The 15,125-nt window shown below is 74.0% G+C and carries 12 protein-coding genes; 3 read left to right on the top strand and 9 right to left on the bottom strand.

Annotation, left to right across the window (positions count from 1 at the left end):
* The first annotated feature begins 457 nt into the window (after positions 1-457).
* Positions 458-1,564: a GNAT family N-acetyltransferase gene (locus ACWCHM_RS12430; RefSeq protein WP_421488422.1), complete on the top strand. Its 1,107-nt coding sequence runs from the start codon at positions 458-460 to the stop codon at positions 1,562-1,564.
* Positions 1,565-1,625: 61 nt separating this feature from the next.
* Here the strand turns inward: ACWCHM_RS12430 and ACWCHM_RS12425 are convergent, their stop codons facing one another.
* The 8 genes from ACWCHM_RS12425 to ACWCHM_RS12390 form a co-directional block, all read right to left on the bottom strand.
* A complete protein-coding gene (locus tag ACWCHM_RS12425; protein ID WP_421488421.1) occupies positions 1,626-3,005 on the bottom strand; it encodes a carbohydrate-binding protein in 1,380 nt (459 codons plus the stop codon).
* A 149-nt stretch (positions 3,006-3,154) separates the two neighbouring features.
* Entirely contained in the window at positions 3,155-4,831 is a 1,677-nt protein-coding gene (locus tag ACWCHM_RS12420; RefSeq protein ID WP_421488420.1) for a pectinesterase family protein, read from the bottom strand.
* A gap of 91 nt (positions 4,832-4,922) precedes the next feature.
* Positions 4,923-5,075 carry a hypothetical protein gene (locus tag ACWCHM_RS12415; RefSeq protein WP_421488419.1) on the bottom strand — a complete coding sequence of 51 codons (153 nt, stop codon included), beginning with the start codon at positions 5,073-5,075 and terminating at the stop codon, positions 4,923-4,925.
* Positions 5,076-5,139: 64 nt separating this feature from the next.
* Positions 5,140-5,307: a hypothetical protein gene (locus ACWCHM_RS12410; protein ID WP_204960353.1), complete on the bottom strand. Its 168-nt coding sequence runs from the start codon at positions 5,305-5,307 to the stop codon at positions 5,140-5,142.
* 145 nt (positions 5,308-5,452) lie between these two features.
* Entirely contained in the window at positions 5,453-7,018 is a 1,566-nt protein-coding gene (locus ACWCHM_RS12405) for a Na+/H+ antiporter (protein WP_421488418.1), read from the bottom strand.
* Positions 7,019-7,098: 80 nt separating this feature from the next.
* On the bottom strand, positions 7,099-8,352 hold the full coding sequence (kynU, locus tag ACWCHM_RS12400) for a kynureninase (RefSeq protein WP_421488417.1): 1,254 nt from the start codon (positions 8,350-8,352) through the stop codon (positions 7,099-7,101).
* Positions 8,353-8,466: 114 nt separating this feature from the next.
* Positions 8,467-10,101: a copper resistance CopC/CopD family protein gene (locus ACWCHM_RS12395; RefSeq protein ID WP_421488416.1), complete on the bottom strand. Its 1,635-nt coding sequence runs from the start codon at positions 10,099-10,101 to the stop codon at positions 8,467-8,469.
* 32 nt (positions 10,102-10,133) lie between these two features.
* A complete protein-coding gene (locus tag ACWCHM_RS12390; RefSeq protein WP_454222510.1) occupies positions 10,134-11,378 on the bottom strand; it encodes a PucR family transcriptional regulator in 1,245 nt (414 codons plus the stop codon).
* A gap of 96 nt (positions 11,379-11,474) precedes the next feature.
* On the opposite strand from ACWCHM_RS12390, the gene ACWCHM_RS12385 reads away from it, so the two are divergent.
* The gene (locus tag ACWCHM_RS12385) at positions 11,475-13,133 is read left to right on the top strand and encodes an FAD-binding dehydrogenase (protein WP_454222509.1); all 1,659 of its coding nucleotides are present in this window, start codon (positions 11,475-11,477) and stop codon (positions 13,131-13,133) included.
* A gap of 59 nt (positions 13,134-13,192) precedes the next feature.
* Entirely contained in the window at positions 13,193-13,843 is a 651-nt protein-coding gene (locus ACWCHM_RS12380) for a formylglycine-generating enzyme family protein (protein WP_454223068.1), read from the top strand.
* Between the two features lie 69 nt (positions 13,844-13,912).
* Here the strand turns inward: ACWCHM_RS12380 and ACWCHM_RS12375 are convergent, their stop codons facing one another.
* Positions 13,913-14,929 carry a LacI family DNA-binding transcriptional regulator gene (locus tag ACWCHM_RS12375; protein ID WP_454222508.1) on the bottom strand — a complete coding sequence of 339 codons (1,017 nt, stop codon included), beginning with the start codon at positions 14,927-14,929 and terminating at the stop codon, positions 13,913-13,915.
* Positions 14,930-15,125: the final 196 nt, after the last annotated feature.

Raw genomic sequence — 15,125 nt, 5'->3', positions numbered from 1 at the left:
CGCATGTTCGGGGGGCTCCCGAACGCCGGTTGCCCTAATGACTGTCCGAAGGGGACGATACCATCGCTGGCCCCGCGATAGGGGGTGGCGTCTATCGACCATGGTCTTGTTAAACTGCGCGCTCGGTGCCGGCTTGTCCGCGATCCGCCGGACCAGGCGGAATGGGGATCGGGCCAGCGGAATCAGGACGAGGCGTGCGGACTGTCAGGAGCTGGCATGGCGATTGTGACACCAGTGTGAACGCAAGGGTGTCGACTTATCCCGCACCATCGGCGGACCGCGTGCTGCCCGGCGGTGCGCCGCAGCCGGTCACCGCCACGTCGGGCGGGCCGCCGCCGGCTGCCACGACGCCGTCGGTCACCCGGCCGCCCTGCTGCGGTCCGGTGAACCCGCGCCCGCCCGCGGCCGACGGGTGGTTCGTCTGCGCGGTGCGGGTGAGCACGATGGAGGCTGCGGCGTGACCGGGGTCCGGCTGCTGCGGTTGGACGAGGCGGCCGCCATGACGGCGTGGGCCGAACTGTGTGGGTCCGCCGACCTGTTCAACGCCCCCGCCTGGCTCGCCGTCGAGCGGGAGGCCGTCGGCCCCTGGGTGCCCAGGGCGAACGGCTGCCTGGTCCGGGCCGAGGGCGAGACGGTCCTGGCCGGCGTGACGGTCCAGCAGTTCGGCCTGGACGTCGACGACGAGACCGTCCGGCTGGACAAGATGTTCCCGGCGGACTCGCCGGTGCTGGGGCACCCTGCCGAGGTGCTCGCCGGGGCGCTCCAGCCGTCCCTCATGTGCGGCACCTGGTTCAACTCGTCGATACTCACCCCGCCGCACGCCCCTGCCGGGCGGACCGACCGCGCCCGGCAGGAGCTGGTCGACGCCGTGGTCGACCTGGCCGATGACTGGGGCAGTGCGGCGGTGTTCTTCCCGTTCGTCGACGCGGCCGACACCGGGCTGCGGCGTACGCTGCGGGAAGCGGGCTTCGTCGAGTTCGCCGCCCCGGCCCGGCACATCTTCGAGTGCGGTCACGGCGACTACGACGAGTTCGTCGCGTCGCTGCCGTCACGGAAGCGGAACAGGCTGCGCAGGGAGTTCGCGGCCGTCGAACGGGCCGGCGTGCGGACTGCGGTCGAGCCGCTCGACGCAGCCACCGTGGATCACGCCGCCCGGCTGGCCCACCTGCTCGAACAGAAGTACGGGCAGTGCTCCAGCTACGAGCAGTTCCAGGCGTGGTTCGACGCGATCGCCAGGCACACCGACGCGCTGGTGTTCACCGCGGCCAGGGACGCCGGTCCCCCGGTGGCGATGAGCATGTGGATCCACCACCAGGGACGGCTGTACGGCTTCCATGCCGGGTTCGACTACGAGCGTTGCCAGGGCCTGCCCATGTACTCGTTGGTCGGTTACCACCTGCCGATGCGCTACGGCTTCGCCGACGCCGGCACCTCGGTGCTGGAGTACGGCGTGGGCTCGGACGAGGCCAAACGCCTGCGGGGCACCACCGCCCTGCCGCAGGTGCTGTGCGTCAAGGCGCTGTCCCGTCGGGCCCGGCTGGTCCTCGACGACGTCACCGCCTAGCTGCGGGCGGGTCGCCGTCCGGTCGGGGCCGCCGCGGTGGGCGGGGCCCCGACCCGTGGGTTCAGCGCCCCTGGAGGGTGCGGACGTTGTCGCCGAACGTCCAGCCCTTGGACCCGTCCCAGTTCACCGACCAGGTCATCAGCCCCTTGAGGCCGCCCCGGTAGGTGTTCCACGCCTGCGCCACCGACGCCGGCGCGAGGTAGCCACCGCCGGCGCCGGGCTGCGCGGGCAGGCCGGGCACCTGCCTGTCGTACGGAACCCGGATGGTGGTGCCCTGGACGACCAGGCCGGCGTTGAGGCAGTCGGTCTGGGCGGTGAAGCCCGCCACCGTCCCGGCCGGGTACGAGTCACCGGCGCAGCCGTACATGCTGCCGTTGTAGTACTGCATGTTGAGCCACCAGAGCCGGCCGTTGTCGACGTACCGTTTGATGACCGGCAGGTACGCGCCCCAGATGGAGCCGTAGGTGACGCTGCCGCCTGTCACGTACGCGGTCTCCGGGGCCATGGTCAGGCCGAAGCCGGCAGGCATCTGGGCCAGCACGCCGTCGATGATGCGGATCAGGTTGGCCTGTGAGGTGGACGGGCGGGTGATGTCGCCGCTGCCGGTGAGCCCGGTCTCGATGTCGATGTCGATGCCGTCGAAGTGGTAGCGCTTGAGGATCGGCACGACGGTGGCGACGAACCGGTCGGCGACGGTGGTCGAGCCGAGGTCGATGCCGGCGGTGGCCCCGCCGATCGACAGCAGCAGGGTCAGCCCGGCGGCCTTGGCCTGGCACATCTCGGTCGGGGTGGGCACCTTGACGGTGGCGTCCATGCCGTCCTCCCAGAGCACCGTGCCGTCGGAGCGGATCACCGGGAAGGCGGCGGTGACCACGTTGTAGCCGTGCCCGGTGATCCGGGCGTCGGTGATCGGTATCCAGCCCAGCGGCGGGTGGACGCCGTTGGCCGCGCCGTCCCAGTTCTCCCAGTAGCCCTGAAGCACCTTGCCTGTCGGCCGGGCCTTCAGCGCGCAGCCCGTGCCGTCCGGCGGCGGTGTCGTCGTGCCGGGGGTGGGTGTCGGGGTCGGGGTGCGGGTCGGGGTGGGTGTCGGGGTCGGGGGCCGGGTGGGCGTGGCGGTGGGGCTCGGCGTCAGGGTGGGGGAGGGGGTGCCGGTGCAGACGCCGAGGTCCCGCCAGAGGGCCGGCACGGCTGCCGGGTTCCAGCCGGCGCCGGCCGGCGGGGTGTGGGCCACCAGCGACTCGTAGAGCCGGCCGAGGTAGCTGACCCGGGTGCCGACGGGGTAGCTGACGCCCTCGGCCCAGGCCGGTGCGGAACAGGCCGCCAGGGCGCTGGCGGCACCCGTGGCGGTGGTCGGCGCGGCGAAACCGTTCGCGGCGGGCAGTGCGGCGGCGAGCAGCACCGCACCGGCCAGCCAGGCTGTCGTCCCGGGTCGAAGTCGCATGACATACCTCCTCGTCGATGGCCGGGAGGCTATCAGTTAACTTTGTTTAATGTAAATGCCTGCGCGTGGGCGTGCCGCCCGCCTGGGCTGGGCCGGGCGGCCGGCGGCCCGACCCGACGTCGGGTCGGGCCGCCGGGGCGGGACCGTCGTCAGGGGATCGGGTTCCAGCCGTCGGTGCCGGCCAGGTAGCGCTGCGGGGTGTGGGTCGGGGCCTGCTCGTCGGTCAACTGTGGCCGGTCGGCGGTGACCGTCGACCCCGGACCACTGTTGCGGTATTCGGCGAACCGGGCGTCGCGCCACGAGAAACCGGACATGTCGGTCCAGGGGGAGTCCTTCACGTGTGCGCCGAGCACGCTGTCGCGGAACACCACCTGCCCGATCGCGTTGACGTCCCCGCTCGGGTGCCACGGCCGGCCGAGGTGCACGCTCTGCGCCGCCGCCGCGTCGGTGGTCAGGGTGCAACCGGTGAAGAGCAGACCGTACGGGTTGGCGATCATCGTGGAGGCCGCCGTGACGTACCCGTTGTTGCTGGTGGAGCCCCGGTCGAGCGACCGGATCTCGCAACCGTCGAAGACCCCGGTGCCCCGGCCGAAGATGAAGTCGACGTCGCCCTCGACGTAGCAGTCCCGGAAGTACGCCCGGCCGACAGCGTCGACCGAGGCGCTGTTGTGGTAGAGCGTGTCCTGGTTGCCCAGGAACCGCACGTCGTCGAAGACCAGCCGGTCCGCCCGGGTCAGTACGGCCACCGCCTGCTCGGCGCTGTAGTCGTGCGCCGCCTCGTCGAAGTCGTTGGCGAAGGTCAGGTGCCTGGCGGTGAAGTCGTTGCCGTCGATGGTCACCGAGGCGCTGCCCGACGTGCCGTACGTGCCACCGCCCGGCTTCGGGGTGCCCGAGGCGTTGTCGTAGACGATCACCACGTCCCGGGCGTTCCCGGTCGACCCGACGAACGACACGTACGGCTTGCCGGCCGGGACCGTCACCGTCTCCCGGTAGGTGCCCGGCCGGATGGTGATGGTGTACCGGCTCGCGTTGCCCGCCGGCACCGCGTCCACCGCCGCCTGCACGCTGGTGAAGTCCCCGCTGCCGTCCGGGGCGACCACCGAGGATCCCTCGGCCGGCCCGGTGGGCGTGGGCGTCGGGCCGGTGGGCGGTGGGGTGTCCGACGGGGTGGCGGTGGGGCTCGGTGGCGCACTGGTCGGCGCGGGTTCGCCCCGGGTCACCAGCACGTCGTCGAAGCGGGCGGTGGCGCTGCCGGTCTGCACGCCGATCCGGCCGGTCGCGGTCAGGGTTGCGGTGCCGGAGCCGACCGGGACACCGTTGACCCAGCCGCGGACCACCGTCCCGGCGACCTCGATCCGCAGCGTGTGCCAGCCGCCGACCGTCACCGGGTGGGACACCGCGCCCAGCGGGGTGACCCGGCCGCTGCGTACCGCCTCCAGCCGGACCTGGTCGCCGGCGTGCAGGGCCAGCCGGTAGTAGCTGGTCGCGCCGCTGGCGCGGGCCAGCAGCGCGACCATGCCGTTGCCGGGCAGGGTCAGCGGCTTCACCCGGGCCTGCACGGCCTGGTCGGCCCACGACGCGCTGCCGGCAAACAGCCGTGCGTCGCCGGTGTCGGCCCTGGCCTGCTGTAACGCCGGGCTGTCGTCGGCGGCCACCGACCAGGTGCCGCCGGACCTCGACCAGCCGGCGAGGTCGCCGTCGGTGAAGTCGTCGCTGAACAGGGTGGCGGCATGGGCGACCTGCGCGCCGCCGAGCGGGGTGAGGGCGAGCAGCGCGGCGGCGAGCGCCGTGGCGGCGACGACGAGCGGGCGGCGGTTTCTGCGCATGGCGGATGAACCTCCGGGGACGGGGTGGAGGCGGGCGACGGTGCGTGAAAGCGCTTTCCTGGCGCACCGTAACCCCGCCCATGCGCGACTGTCAATGCAAGCCGACCCGGCCGAGCAGTGCCGCCGGGTCGATCCGCGGCACGGCGGCGATGTCCTGGACGGTGGACACCCGGTCCAGGGTTCCGACCACCCGCTCGACCTTGTCCGCCCGGCTCTTCGACCTGCCCGACCGGTCGGCGAACACCCGCTGTGACAGGTTGCGCCGCCCCCATCAGTACGCCTCCCGCCTGCCCACCGGCAACGGCTCGCTACTGTCCATGACGCCACCGCCGGTCCGGCAGCGCCCGGGTCGTCTCCTCCGCCGGTATCCGTTCGGCCTCGGCCTGCGCGAGAAGCCGTTGCCGCGCAGCCTCGTGTTCCGCGGCCTGGATCTGCTCACCCCGACTCGGGGCCGGTTCGTCCTGCACGCTGTCCACCCGATCCTCCTTTACGGTCGAGGTCTGGGAAGTTCGCCAGCTACGTGCGGACAATGCGCAGACAGCAGCTTCCGCCTGCTCAACGAGGCTGATCGTCCTGGTGACGTGCTTGTCCGACGTGGCGTGCGCACCACCGCAGAAACGCTCAGTCCTCGGTCTGCGGGCCGAGCAGGCGGATCTCCTCGATGTCCAGCGCCGCCTGCACCTCGCGCAGCACGCTGTCGTCGATCTCGTTGTTGTCGCGCAGCCGGGTCACCTCGCGGCGCTTGTGTTCCAGCACCCCCAGCCGCAGCCGGGTGTCCAACTCCTGGGCCCGGTCGGCCTCCCGTCCGCCACCGGACTCCGTCACCAGGTCCAGGTGGCGCTGGTAGTCGGTGCGTAACCGGTCCACCGCCGCCCCGTCGACGTCGAGGTTGGCGGCGACGTCCGGCAGCGCCGCCAACGCCACCTCGGTGGCCCGGCGGCGGGCGTGCCGGACCTCGTCCCCGCGCGCCTCGTCGCCGCGCAGGCCGGCCCAGCGGGCCACCGCCGGCAGGGTGATGCCCTGCACCAGCATGATCGACACGATCGCCACGGCGGTGCAGAAGATGATCAGATCACGCTCCGGCACCGGCTGGTGCGTGGTGGCCGTGGTGACCGGCACCGCGAGGGCGGCGGCCAGCGACACCGCCCCCCGGAACCCCGCCCAGCCGGCCGCCACCCGGACCCGCCGGCTCACCCCGGCACCCCGACCCACCACCGGCAGACCGTAGGAGAACAGTTGTAACCACACCAGCCGGACCACCACCACCATCAGCGTGACCGAGGCGGCGATCGCCACCGACCGCACCAGCGAGGTGCTGGTCACGTGGTTCACCGCCCGGGGAATCTGCATGCCCAGCAGCACGAAGAGCGCGCCGTTGATCAGGAAGGTGGACAGGTCCCAGAAGGCGTACGCCAACACCCGGGACCGGGCCCGGATGATCCTCGGGCTGAAGTACGACAGCAGCAGCCCGGCCACCACGACGGCGAGCACCCCGCTCGCGTGCACCACCTCGGCCAGCAGAAACGCGGCGAACGGGGTGAGCACGCTCAGCGCGCCCTCCCGCAGCGGGTCGTCCAACCGGCGTCGGATCAGCACCACCACCAGGCCGACGACCAGCCCGGCGACGATCCCGCCGCCGGCCGAGCCGACGAACCGGCCCAGGAAGCCGAACACCCCCGGCGCGGTGCCACCGACGATCAACCCGACCGTCACCGAGAACAGCACCAGCGCGGTGCCGTCGTTGACCAGGCTCTCCGCCCGCAGGGTGGTCAGGATCCGGCGGGGCATCCGCTTCGCCAGGCCGGCCACCGCCGCCGCGTCGGTGGGGGCGAGCACCGCGCCCAGGACCCAGGCCGCCTGCGGGGTCATCCCGAGCCCTTTGGCGACCAGCGCCACCGCCACCATGGTCACCACCACCAGCGCCACCGCCAGCGAGGTGATCACCAGCAGGTTCGCCCGGATCTCCCGCAGGCTGATCACCAGGCTCTCCCGGTAGAGCACGGCCGGCAGGAAGAGCAGCAGCACCACCTCGGGTTCGAGCACCACGTCCGACAGCGGGGGCAGCAGCGCCAGCAGGCCACCCATGGTGATCAGCAGCACCGGCGGGGCGACCCGGTACCGGCCGCCGATGGTGGTGCCGACCAGCACGGTGGTGGCTAGCACCACGATCAGGACCAGGACGTCCACGGCACCCCCCGCCTCCACCCGACATGCTGGTACGAAGTCGACGGCGAGGCGGGGAGAATCCGGGATCTGCCCGGATCGGCTCAGGTGACCCGGGACGGCTCCGCCGGCACCCCGGTCCAGGCCCGCCGCTCGGCGATGTCCCGCAGCCGGTCCATCGCGTCCCACACGTCGACGTGGCGGGTGTAGAGCGCCGCCGGGCCGAGCCGCAGCCGGTCCGGCACCCGGTAGTCGCCGACCACCCCGGCGTCGACCAGGGCCCGGGAGATCCGCAGCGCCTCCGGGTGGTACAGCGACACGTGCCCGCCGCGCCGGTCCGGGTCGCGCGGGGAGGCGAGCCGGAAACCGTGCGGGACGAGCCAGACGTCGGCCAACTCGATGATCAGCTCGCCGAGCCGCAGCGACTTCTCCCGGACCCGGTCCATCCCGGCGTCGGCCAGCACGTCCAGGGCCGGGTCGAGGGCGGCCATCCCGAGCACCGGCGGGGTGCCCACCAGGAACCGCTCCGGGCCGGGCGCGGGATCGTAGCCGGCACCCATCCGGAACTGGTCGCGCTGGCCGAACCAGCCCCAGATCGGCTGGCGCAGCGACTCCTGCAACTCCCGCCGCACGTAGAGGAAGGCCGGTGCGCCGGGGCCGCCGTTGAGGTACTTGTAGGTGCAGCCGACCGCGAGGTCGGCCCCGGCGGCGGTCAGGTCCAGCGGCACCGAGCCGACCGCGTGCGACAGGTCCCACAGCACCAGCGCGCCGACCCGACGGGCCGCCTCGGTCACCGCCGCGACGTCCAGCAGCGCCCCGCAGCGGTACGACACCGCCGAGAGCACCACCAGCGCCACGTCCTCGGTGAGCGCCTCGGTCAGGGTGGCCTGGTCCAGCCCCTCGTCCAGGTCGGAGGGGAGCAGCCGCAGGGCGAGCCCCCGCTGGGCGGCCAACCCCTCCAGCAGGTAACGGTCGGTGGGGAACTCCTGGGCGTCGGCCAGGATCGTGCCCCGACCGGGCCGGGCGTCCAGGGCGGCGGCGGCCAGCTTGTAGAGGTTGACCGAGGTCGAGTCGGAGACGATCACCTCGCCGTCGCGGGCGCCCAGCGCGTGGGCGGCGATCCGGTCACCGATGCGGCGCGGCCACTCGATCCAGGTCGGCCAGCTCCGGACCAATTCGGTGCCCCAGCCGTCGCGGACCAGGTCGGCCAGGTGGTCGCCGGTGGCGGCCGGCAGCCGGCCCAGCGAGTTGCCGTCGAGGTAGAGCAGGTCGTCCACCACGAACCGGTCCCGCAGGCCGGCCAGCGGATCGGTGGCGTCCCGCTCCTGCGCGACGTGTCGGGATGTCGGTGTGGTCATGGTGTCCTCCCTCCGCCCGGGGACACCCGGGCCGATGCAGGCTAGCCGATCGGCCCGGCGACCCGTAAGGGCCGGTGGACCAGTCACCCCGTACCCTGTCGGGTCGGCCGCGGGTCAGCCGACCGGGACGGTGGCGGTGACGGTGGCCTGGTCGATGTCGCTGGTGCGGACGGTGAACCGGATCGTCCAGTCCCCGCGCGCCGGCAGGCTGATCTCGGCGCTGCCGTGGTGCGGCTCCGGGCTCTCCACCGGCACCGTCATCGGTTCGATCCCGGCGGCCGGCAGGGCGAGGCTGACCGTCCACTGGGCCACCGGCAGCGGCTGCCCCTGCGGGGTGTAGACGTAGGCGTGCAGCGAGTTCGGCACCCCCACCCGGACCGGGTAGATGTCGAACTGGAGGGTGTAGCCGGCGCTGGTGAGAGTCTGCGCGACACCCTCGCGGGTGGCGCGGGCGGCCTGCGTGTCGGCGGTCCGGCCGGGCGGGGTCTGCACCAGCACGGCGGTCAGCGCCAGCACCACCGCCGTGGCAGCGAGTTCCACCCCGGCGGCCCGCGCCACCCGGCCCGGCCGGTCGGCGGCCCGGCCGTCGCGCACCATCCGCCGCTGCCAGGCCGCGACGCCGAGCACGGCGGCCAGCAGCGCCGCCTTGGCGCAGAGCAGTCGACCGTACGTGGTGCCGACCAGCGCGCCGGGCCGGCCGAGTTCGATCGCGGCCTGCCCGACGCCGGAGGCGACCAGCCACCCCACCGCGACGGTCGCCCACCGCGACCAGGCCGGCAGGATGCGGCCCAGCACCCGCCGGTGGGTGCCGGGCAGCACGAACACCGCCAGGGTGACCAGCCCGCCCAGCCACACGCTCATCCCGGCCAGGTGCACCAGGTCGGCGAGGATGCTCACCGGCGGCAGCGGCGAGGCCACCGGATGCCCGGCCAGCGGCCAGGTCACCAGCCCGGCCAGACCCACCACCGCCAGCGCGGTCCGCCGGCCACGCCCGGCCCGCCCGCCGGCCACCGCCGACAGCAGCCCGGCGGCGATTCCGGCCAGCGCCAGCCGCGCGCCGAGCACCGGGCCGACGTCGCTGCCCGCGACCGCCGTCAGGTCGCCGCGCGTCAGGCCGCCGACCGGCACCCCGACCATGTCGGCGGCCTGCGCCACCCACGTCCCGGCGGTGCCCACGGCCACCAGCGCCAGGCCGACGTACCCGGTGGTGGTCACCGCTCGGCGGCGGCGACGGGGCCAGCGTGCCGCGCCCAGCAGCGTGGGGCCGACCGCCAGCACCAGACCCAGGTAACCGACGTAGCGGGCGGCGGGGGTCCACCCGCCGGAGGGTCGCTCGTCCACGCTCACCGGCTCCGGCGGCGTCGCCGACGGCGCACCGGCCGAGTAGGCGAAGCTGCCGGCGACCGGGTGGCTGTCGGCCGAGATCACCCGGTAGCTGACCAGGTAGGTGCCGAGCGGCCGGTTCGACACCCGCACCGGGATGCGCAGCGTGGCGCCGTCCGCGACCGGCTCGCCGGCGGTGACCCGCCGCCCGTCCGGGCCGAGCACCTGCACCCGGCCGACGACCGGGGAGACCGACTCGCTGAAGACCAGCACCACCTCCCAGGGCGGGGTGCCGATCACCGCGTCGCGGACCGGGCTCGTCGCGACCAGCGCGGCGTGCGCCGCGGCCGGGGTCGCCGGGGTCAGCGGTACGGACAGCAGCGCGAGGAGGAACCCCAGCAGGACGGCGGAACGGGTGGTACGCACGCACAGTAGTTCGTATTTCGTGATCACATGGTTCAACCGTCACCGGAACGATCCGGCTCACCCGTCGGGTGCAGGTGCAGGGCGAGGGTCAGCAGGAGACGGGCGTCCGGGTCGTCGAGGGCCGGGCCGAACAGGCCGCGCAGCTGCCGCATCCGGTAGCGGACCGTCTGCGGGTGGGTGTGCAGGTCCGCGGCGACCGCCACCACCTGCCCCTGCCGGCGCAGCCAGCCGCGCAGCGTCTCGGCCAGCGCCCGGCGGGTGGTCGGCCGCAACCCGGCCAGCGGGGCCAGCACCGTGCCGGCGAGGTGCCCGGCCAGGCCGGGTTCCCACGCGGTGAGCAGGGTGAGCAGATGGTCGTCGCAGGACACCACCGGGTCCGGGCCGAGCGCGCCGTGCTGGTGCAGGGTCAGCGCCCGGCGGGAAAGCCGGTACGACAGCCGCGCCCGCTGCCGCCGTACCGTCGGCCCGAGCGCGGCCCGCCGCCCGACCAGCGCCTGCCGGGCCCGGTCCAGGCGTCCCGGCGTACCGGGGTCGGGCAGCACCACCCGGATGGCGTCGCCGACGACGGCGGCCAGCGCGCCCGCGCCGATGCCCCGGGCCACGTGCTCGGCGTCGGTGCCGTCGACGCTGAACACGGCCACGGTCGCCGGCAACGGCCAGCGGGCCGCGTCGGCGGCGGCGTGCAGCACCGCCCCGGTCGGCGGGTCGGGCTGCACGAGGAGGGTGACCAGCCGGCGTCGGGTGGTGGCCCAGTCCTGGGCGGTGTCGCGCTGCTCGGCGAGGAACCCCTCGGCGGCGGCCCCGGCCAGCGCGTCGACGTAGCCGAACAGCGCCCCGGCGATCACGTACAGGTCGGCCGGCGCCGGGGCGGCCGGCGCGGTGGCCTGGCTGCCGGGTCCGCCCGGGGCGGTGGCGTGTTCCACCAGGAAGGCCCAGATGTCGCGGGCCCCGAGGGTGAGCACGGTCCGCAGCGCGTCCACCCGGTGCCCCTCGCGGTACTCGGTGCGGCCCAGGGCATGGAACACCTCCCGGGTCCCGGTCAGCTCCCGGGCCGGGTCGGCGACCGCGTCGACGAAGGTGTCGACGGCGGTCTGCACGCCCAGCGCCAAGCCCTGCCCCTGCCCACCGGTCAGCGACCGGCCCTGGGCGGCCATCGCGGCCCGGACGGTGCCGAGGATCCGCTCGTGCAGCGGCCCGCGCAACCCCCGCAGGTGGTCGCCGACCGACGGCGCGAGACCGGCGAGACCGGGCTCGATGTCGAGCAGGGCGTCCGACACGATCGGCCATCCTTTGTCATCGGGGTGATAATTCCGGCGGTGAATACTGCGCCCCGGCACGGATCATTTTGGCACCGCGCTACCTAGGGTCGGCGCATGGAGACGGATGTCATCGTGATCGGCGCCGGCCTGGCCGGCCTGGTCGCCGCCGCCGAGGCCGCCGACGCGGGCCGCCGGGTGCTGCTGGTGGACCAGGAGTCGGAGCACAACCTCGGCGGGCAGGCGTTCTGGTCGTTCGGCGGGCTGTTCTTCGTCGACTCGCCCGAGCAGCGGCGGATGGGCATCCGCGACTCGGTCGAGCTGGCCTGGCAGGACTGGACCGGCAGCGCCGCCTTCGACCGGCCCGAGGACCACTGGCCGCGCCAGTGGGCGCAGGCGTACGTGCACTTCGCCGCCGGGGAGAAGCGGGCCTGGCTGCGGTCGATGGGGCACCGGGTGTTCCCCGTGGTGAGCTGGGCCGAGCGGGGTGGGGGAGCGGCCCACGGGCACGGCAACTCGGTGCCCCGGTTCCACGTCACCTGGGGCACCGGCCCCGGCGTGGTCGAGCCGTTCGCCAGGCGGGTACACCGGGCCGTCGAGCAGGGCCGGGTGACGCTGCTGTTCCGGCACCGGGTCGACGAACTCGTCACCACCGGGGGCGTCGTCACCGGGGTACGCGGCGCGCTGCTCGCCCCCGACGACGGGCCCCGGGGACGCAGCAGCTCCCGGGAGGTCGTCGGCGACTTCCAGCACGACGCCCAGGCCGTGATCATCACCTCGGGCGGCATCGGCGGCAACCACGACCTCGTCCGGCGGGCCTGGCCGGCCCGGCTCGGCACCCCGCCCACCCGGATGGTCACCGGCGTCCCCGCCCACGTCGACGGCCGGATGCTCGCCATCACCGAGACCGCCGGCGGGCAGGTGATCAACCCGGACCGGATGTGGCACTACACCGAGGGGCTGCGCAACTGGGACCCGATCTGGCCCCAGCACGGCATCCGCATCCTGCCCGGCCCGTCCTCGCTCTGGCTCGACGCCACCGGGGCGCGGCTGCCGGCGCCGCTGTTCCCCGGCTTCGACACCCTGGCCACCCTGCGGCACCTGCGTGCCACCGGGCACGACTACAGCTGGTTCCTGCTCACCCAGAAGATCATCGAGAAGGAGTTCGCGCTGTCGGGCTCCGAGCAGAACCCCGACCTCACCGACCGCAGCGTCCGGCAGGTGCTGCAACGGGTCCGGCCAGGGGCACCCGGCCCGGTCGAGGCGTTCAAGCGGAACGGGGCCGACTTCGTTGTCGCCGACACCCTGCCCGAGCTGGTGGCCGGGATGAACAAGCTGGCCGCCGAGACCGACGGGCCGCAGCTCGACCCCGTCGCACTGACCGCGCTGGTCGAGGCCCGGGACCGGGAGATCGCCCACCCGTTCGGCAAGGACGCCCAGCTCGCCGCGATCCGGGGGGCCCGCCGCTACCGGGGTGACCGGCTGATCCGGGTCGCCACCCCGCACCGGCTGCTCGACCCGGCGGCCGGACCACTGATCGCGGTGCAACTGCACGTGCTCACCCGTAAGAGCCTCGGCGGGCTGCACACCGACCTGTCCGCCCGGGTGCTGCGCCCCGACGGCGAACCACTGGGCGGGGTGTACGCGGCAGGCGAGGTCGCCGGCTTCGGGGGTGGGGGCATGCACGGCTACAGCGCCCTGGAGGGCACCTTCCTCGGCGGCTGCCTGTTCTCCGGCCGCACCGCCGGCCGCGCCGCTGCGGCGGCCGTCGGCTGACCGGCCCGGTCGGGTCCTCGGTAGGCTCGGCTGCCGTGGACGACGACGCGCTGACCGCGATGGTGACCGTCGCGGCGGGGCAGGTGACCCTGTCCGACCGCCGCACCGAGCGCCGCTGGTCGGTCGAGGTGTCGGCGTACCGGCTCGGCGTCGTCCCGGTCACCCAGGGCTGGTACGCCCGGGTGACCGGGGAACGGCCGAGCACCGTCGCGGGCGACCGGCTGCCCGTGGAGGGGGTGTCCTGGGCGGACGCCGTCCGGTTCTGCATCGCGCTCTCCCTTCGGGAGGGGCTGACGCCCGCCTACCGGCTGCACGACGACGGCGAGGGAGCCGACTGGGACTCCACCGCCGACGGCTACCGGCTGCCGACCGAGGCCGAGTGGGAGTACGCCTGCCGGGCCGGCACCACCGGTCCGCGCTACGGCCCGCTCGACGAGATTGCCTGGCACCGGGGCAACTCCGGCGAACGGCCGCACCCGGTGGCCGGGCGCACCGCCAACCCGTGGGGCCTGTACGACCTGCTCGGCAACGTCTGGGAGTGGTGCTTCGACGTCTACGACGCCGAGGTGTACGGCGGCTACCGGGTGCTGCGCGGGGGCGGCTGGTTCGACGAGCACTGGAGCTGCCGCGCCTCGGTACGCCGCCGCAGCCACCCGACGTTGCGGATCGACGACGTCGGTTTCCGGCTGGCCCGTTCCCTGCCCCGTTGACCCCGCTCCCGCACGGCCCCGCTCCCGCGTCGGCGGGGGAGGTGCCGGGCGGCGGGGAGGGGCCGTCGGTCAGGTCAGCCGGCGGGTGCTGTGCCGCACGATCAGCGGGGTGGCCAATTCGATCCGGTGGCTGTCCAGCCCCTCCCCGGCGACCAGGGAGAGCAGCATCCGGGTCGCCATGCCGGCCATCTCGGCCAGCGGCTGACGCACGGTGGTCAGCGGCGGGGCCGCCCAGCGGGCCGAGTCGAGGTCGTCGAAGCCGACGATGCTGATGTCGTCGGGGACCCGGGCGCCGCGCTCGTAGAGCGCCTCGTAGGCGCCCAACGCCATCTCGTCGGCGCAGGCGAACACGGCGGTGGGGGGCTGGGCGAGGTCCAGCAGGGCGTTCATCTCCCGGTAGCCCGACGGGGAGGTGAAGTCGCCGTGCCGGACGTACCCGGCGGGGATCTTGCGGTTGGCCGCGTTCATCGCGGCCCGGTACCCGTCGACCCGGGCGCGGCTGCACGGCACCGTCGGCGGGCCGCCGATCACCGCGATCCGGTGGTGACCCAGGTCGAGCAGGTGTTCGGCGGCGGCCACCCCACCGGACCAGTTCGTCGCCCCCACCGACGGGATGCCCGCGCCGGGCTGGCCGGCCGGGTCGATGATGACCACCGGGATGCCCAGTTCTTCGAGCTGGCCCTGCTGGCTGGGGGACAGGTCGGAGAGCACGAGCAGCACCCCGTCGCAGCGGCGCTTGGAGAGCTGTTCGATCCACCGCCGGTCGGGGCGGCTGCGGCTGCGCCCGTGCACGGCGGAGACGACCACGCCGACGCCCGCCCGGTAGGCCAGATCCTCGACACCGTCGAGGATCTGCATCGCCCAGGGACTGCCGAGATCCCGGAAGACCAGGTCGATGAGGCCGGCGGCACCGGGCATCGCGGGCGCCCTGCGGGCGGTGTACGACCGCCGGTCGAGCAGGTCCTGGATCCGGCGTCGGGTCGCCGGGGCGACGTCGGGTCGACCGTTGAGCACCTTCGAGACGGTGGGCACGGACACCCCCGCGGCGGTCGCGATCTCCGACAGCGTCGCCCGGTCCTCCGCCATGCCCATCTCCTCCACAGTCGTGCGCCCGTCGGCAGCATAGCCCGAAAGTTTCGGAGGTCGGGTGACGCCCTGGTCGTCGCGGCGATGCGACCGCCCGGAGCCGGCCGGTCGGGGAGCACCTACCCTGGTGCCGGCCCGAGTGACGGTGGGCCGTCGACAAACCGAAACTTTCCCGAAACCGACTTGTCCGGTGCGG

The organism is Micromonospora sp. SCSIO 07396 (genome assembly GCF_053667945.1).
The sequence above is the reverse complement of the archived record's forward strand: the minus strand, read 5'-3'. Positions and strand labels throughout refer to the sequence as shown.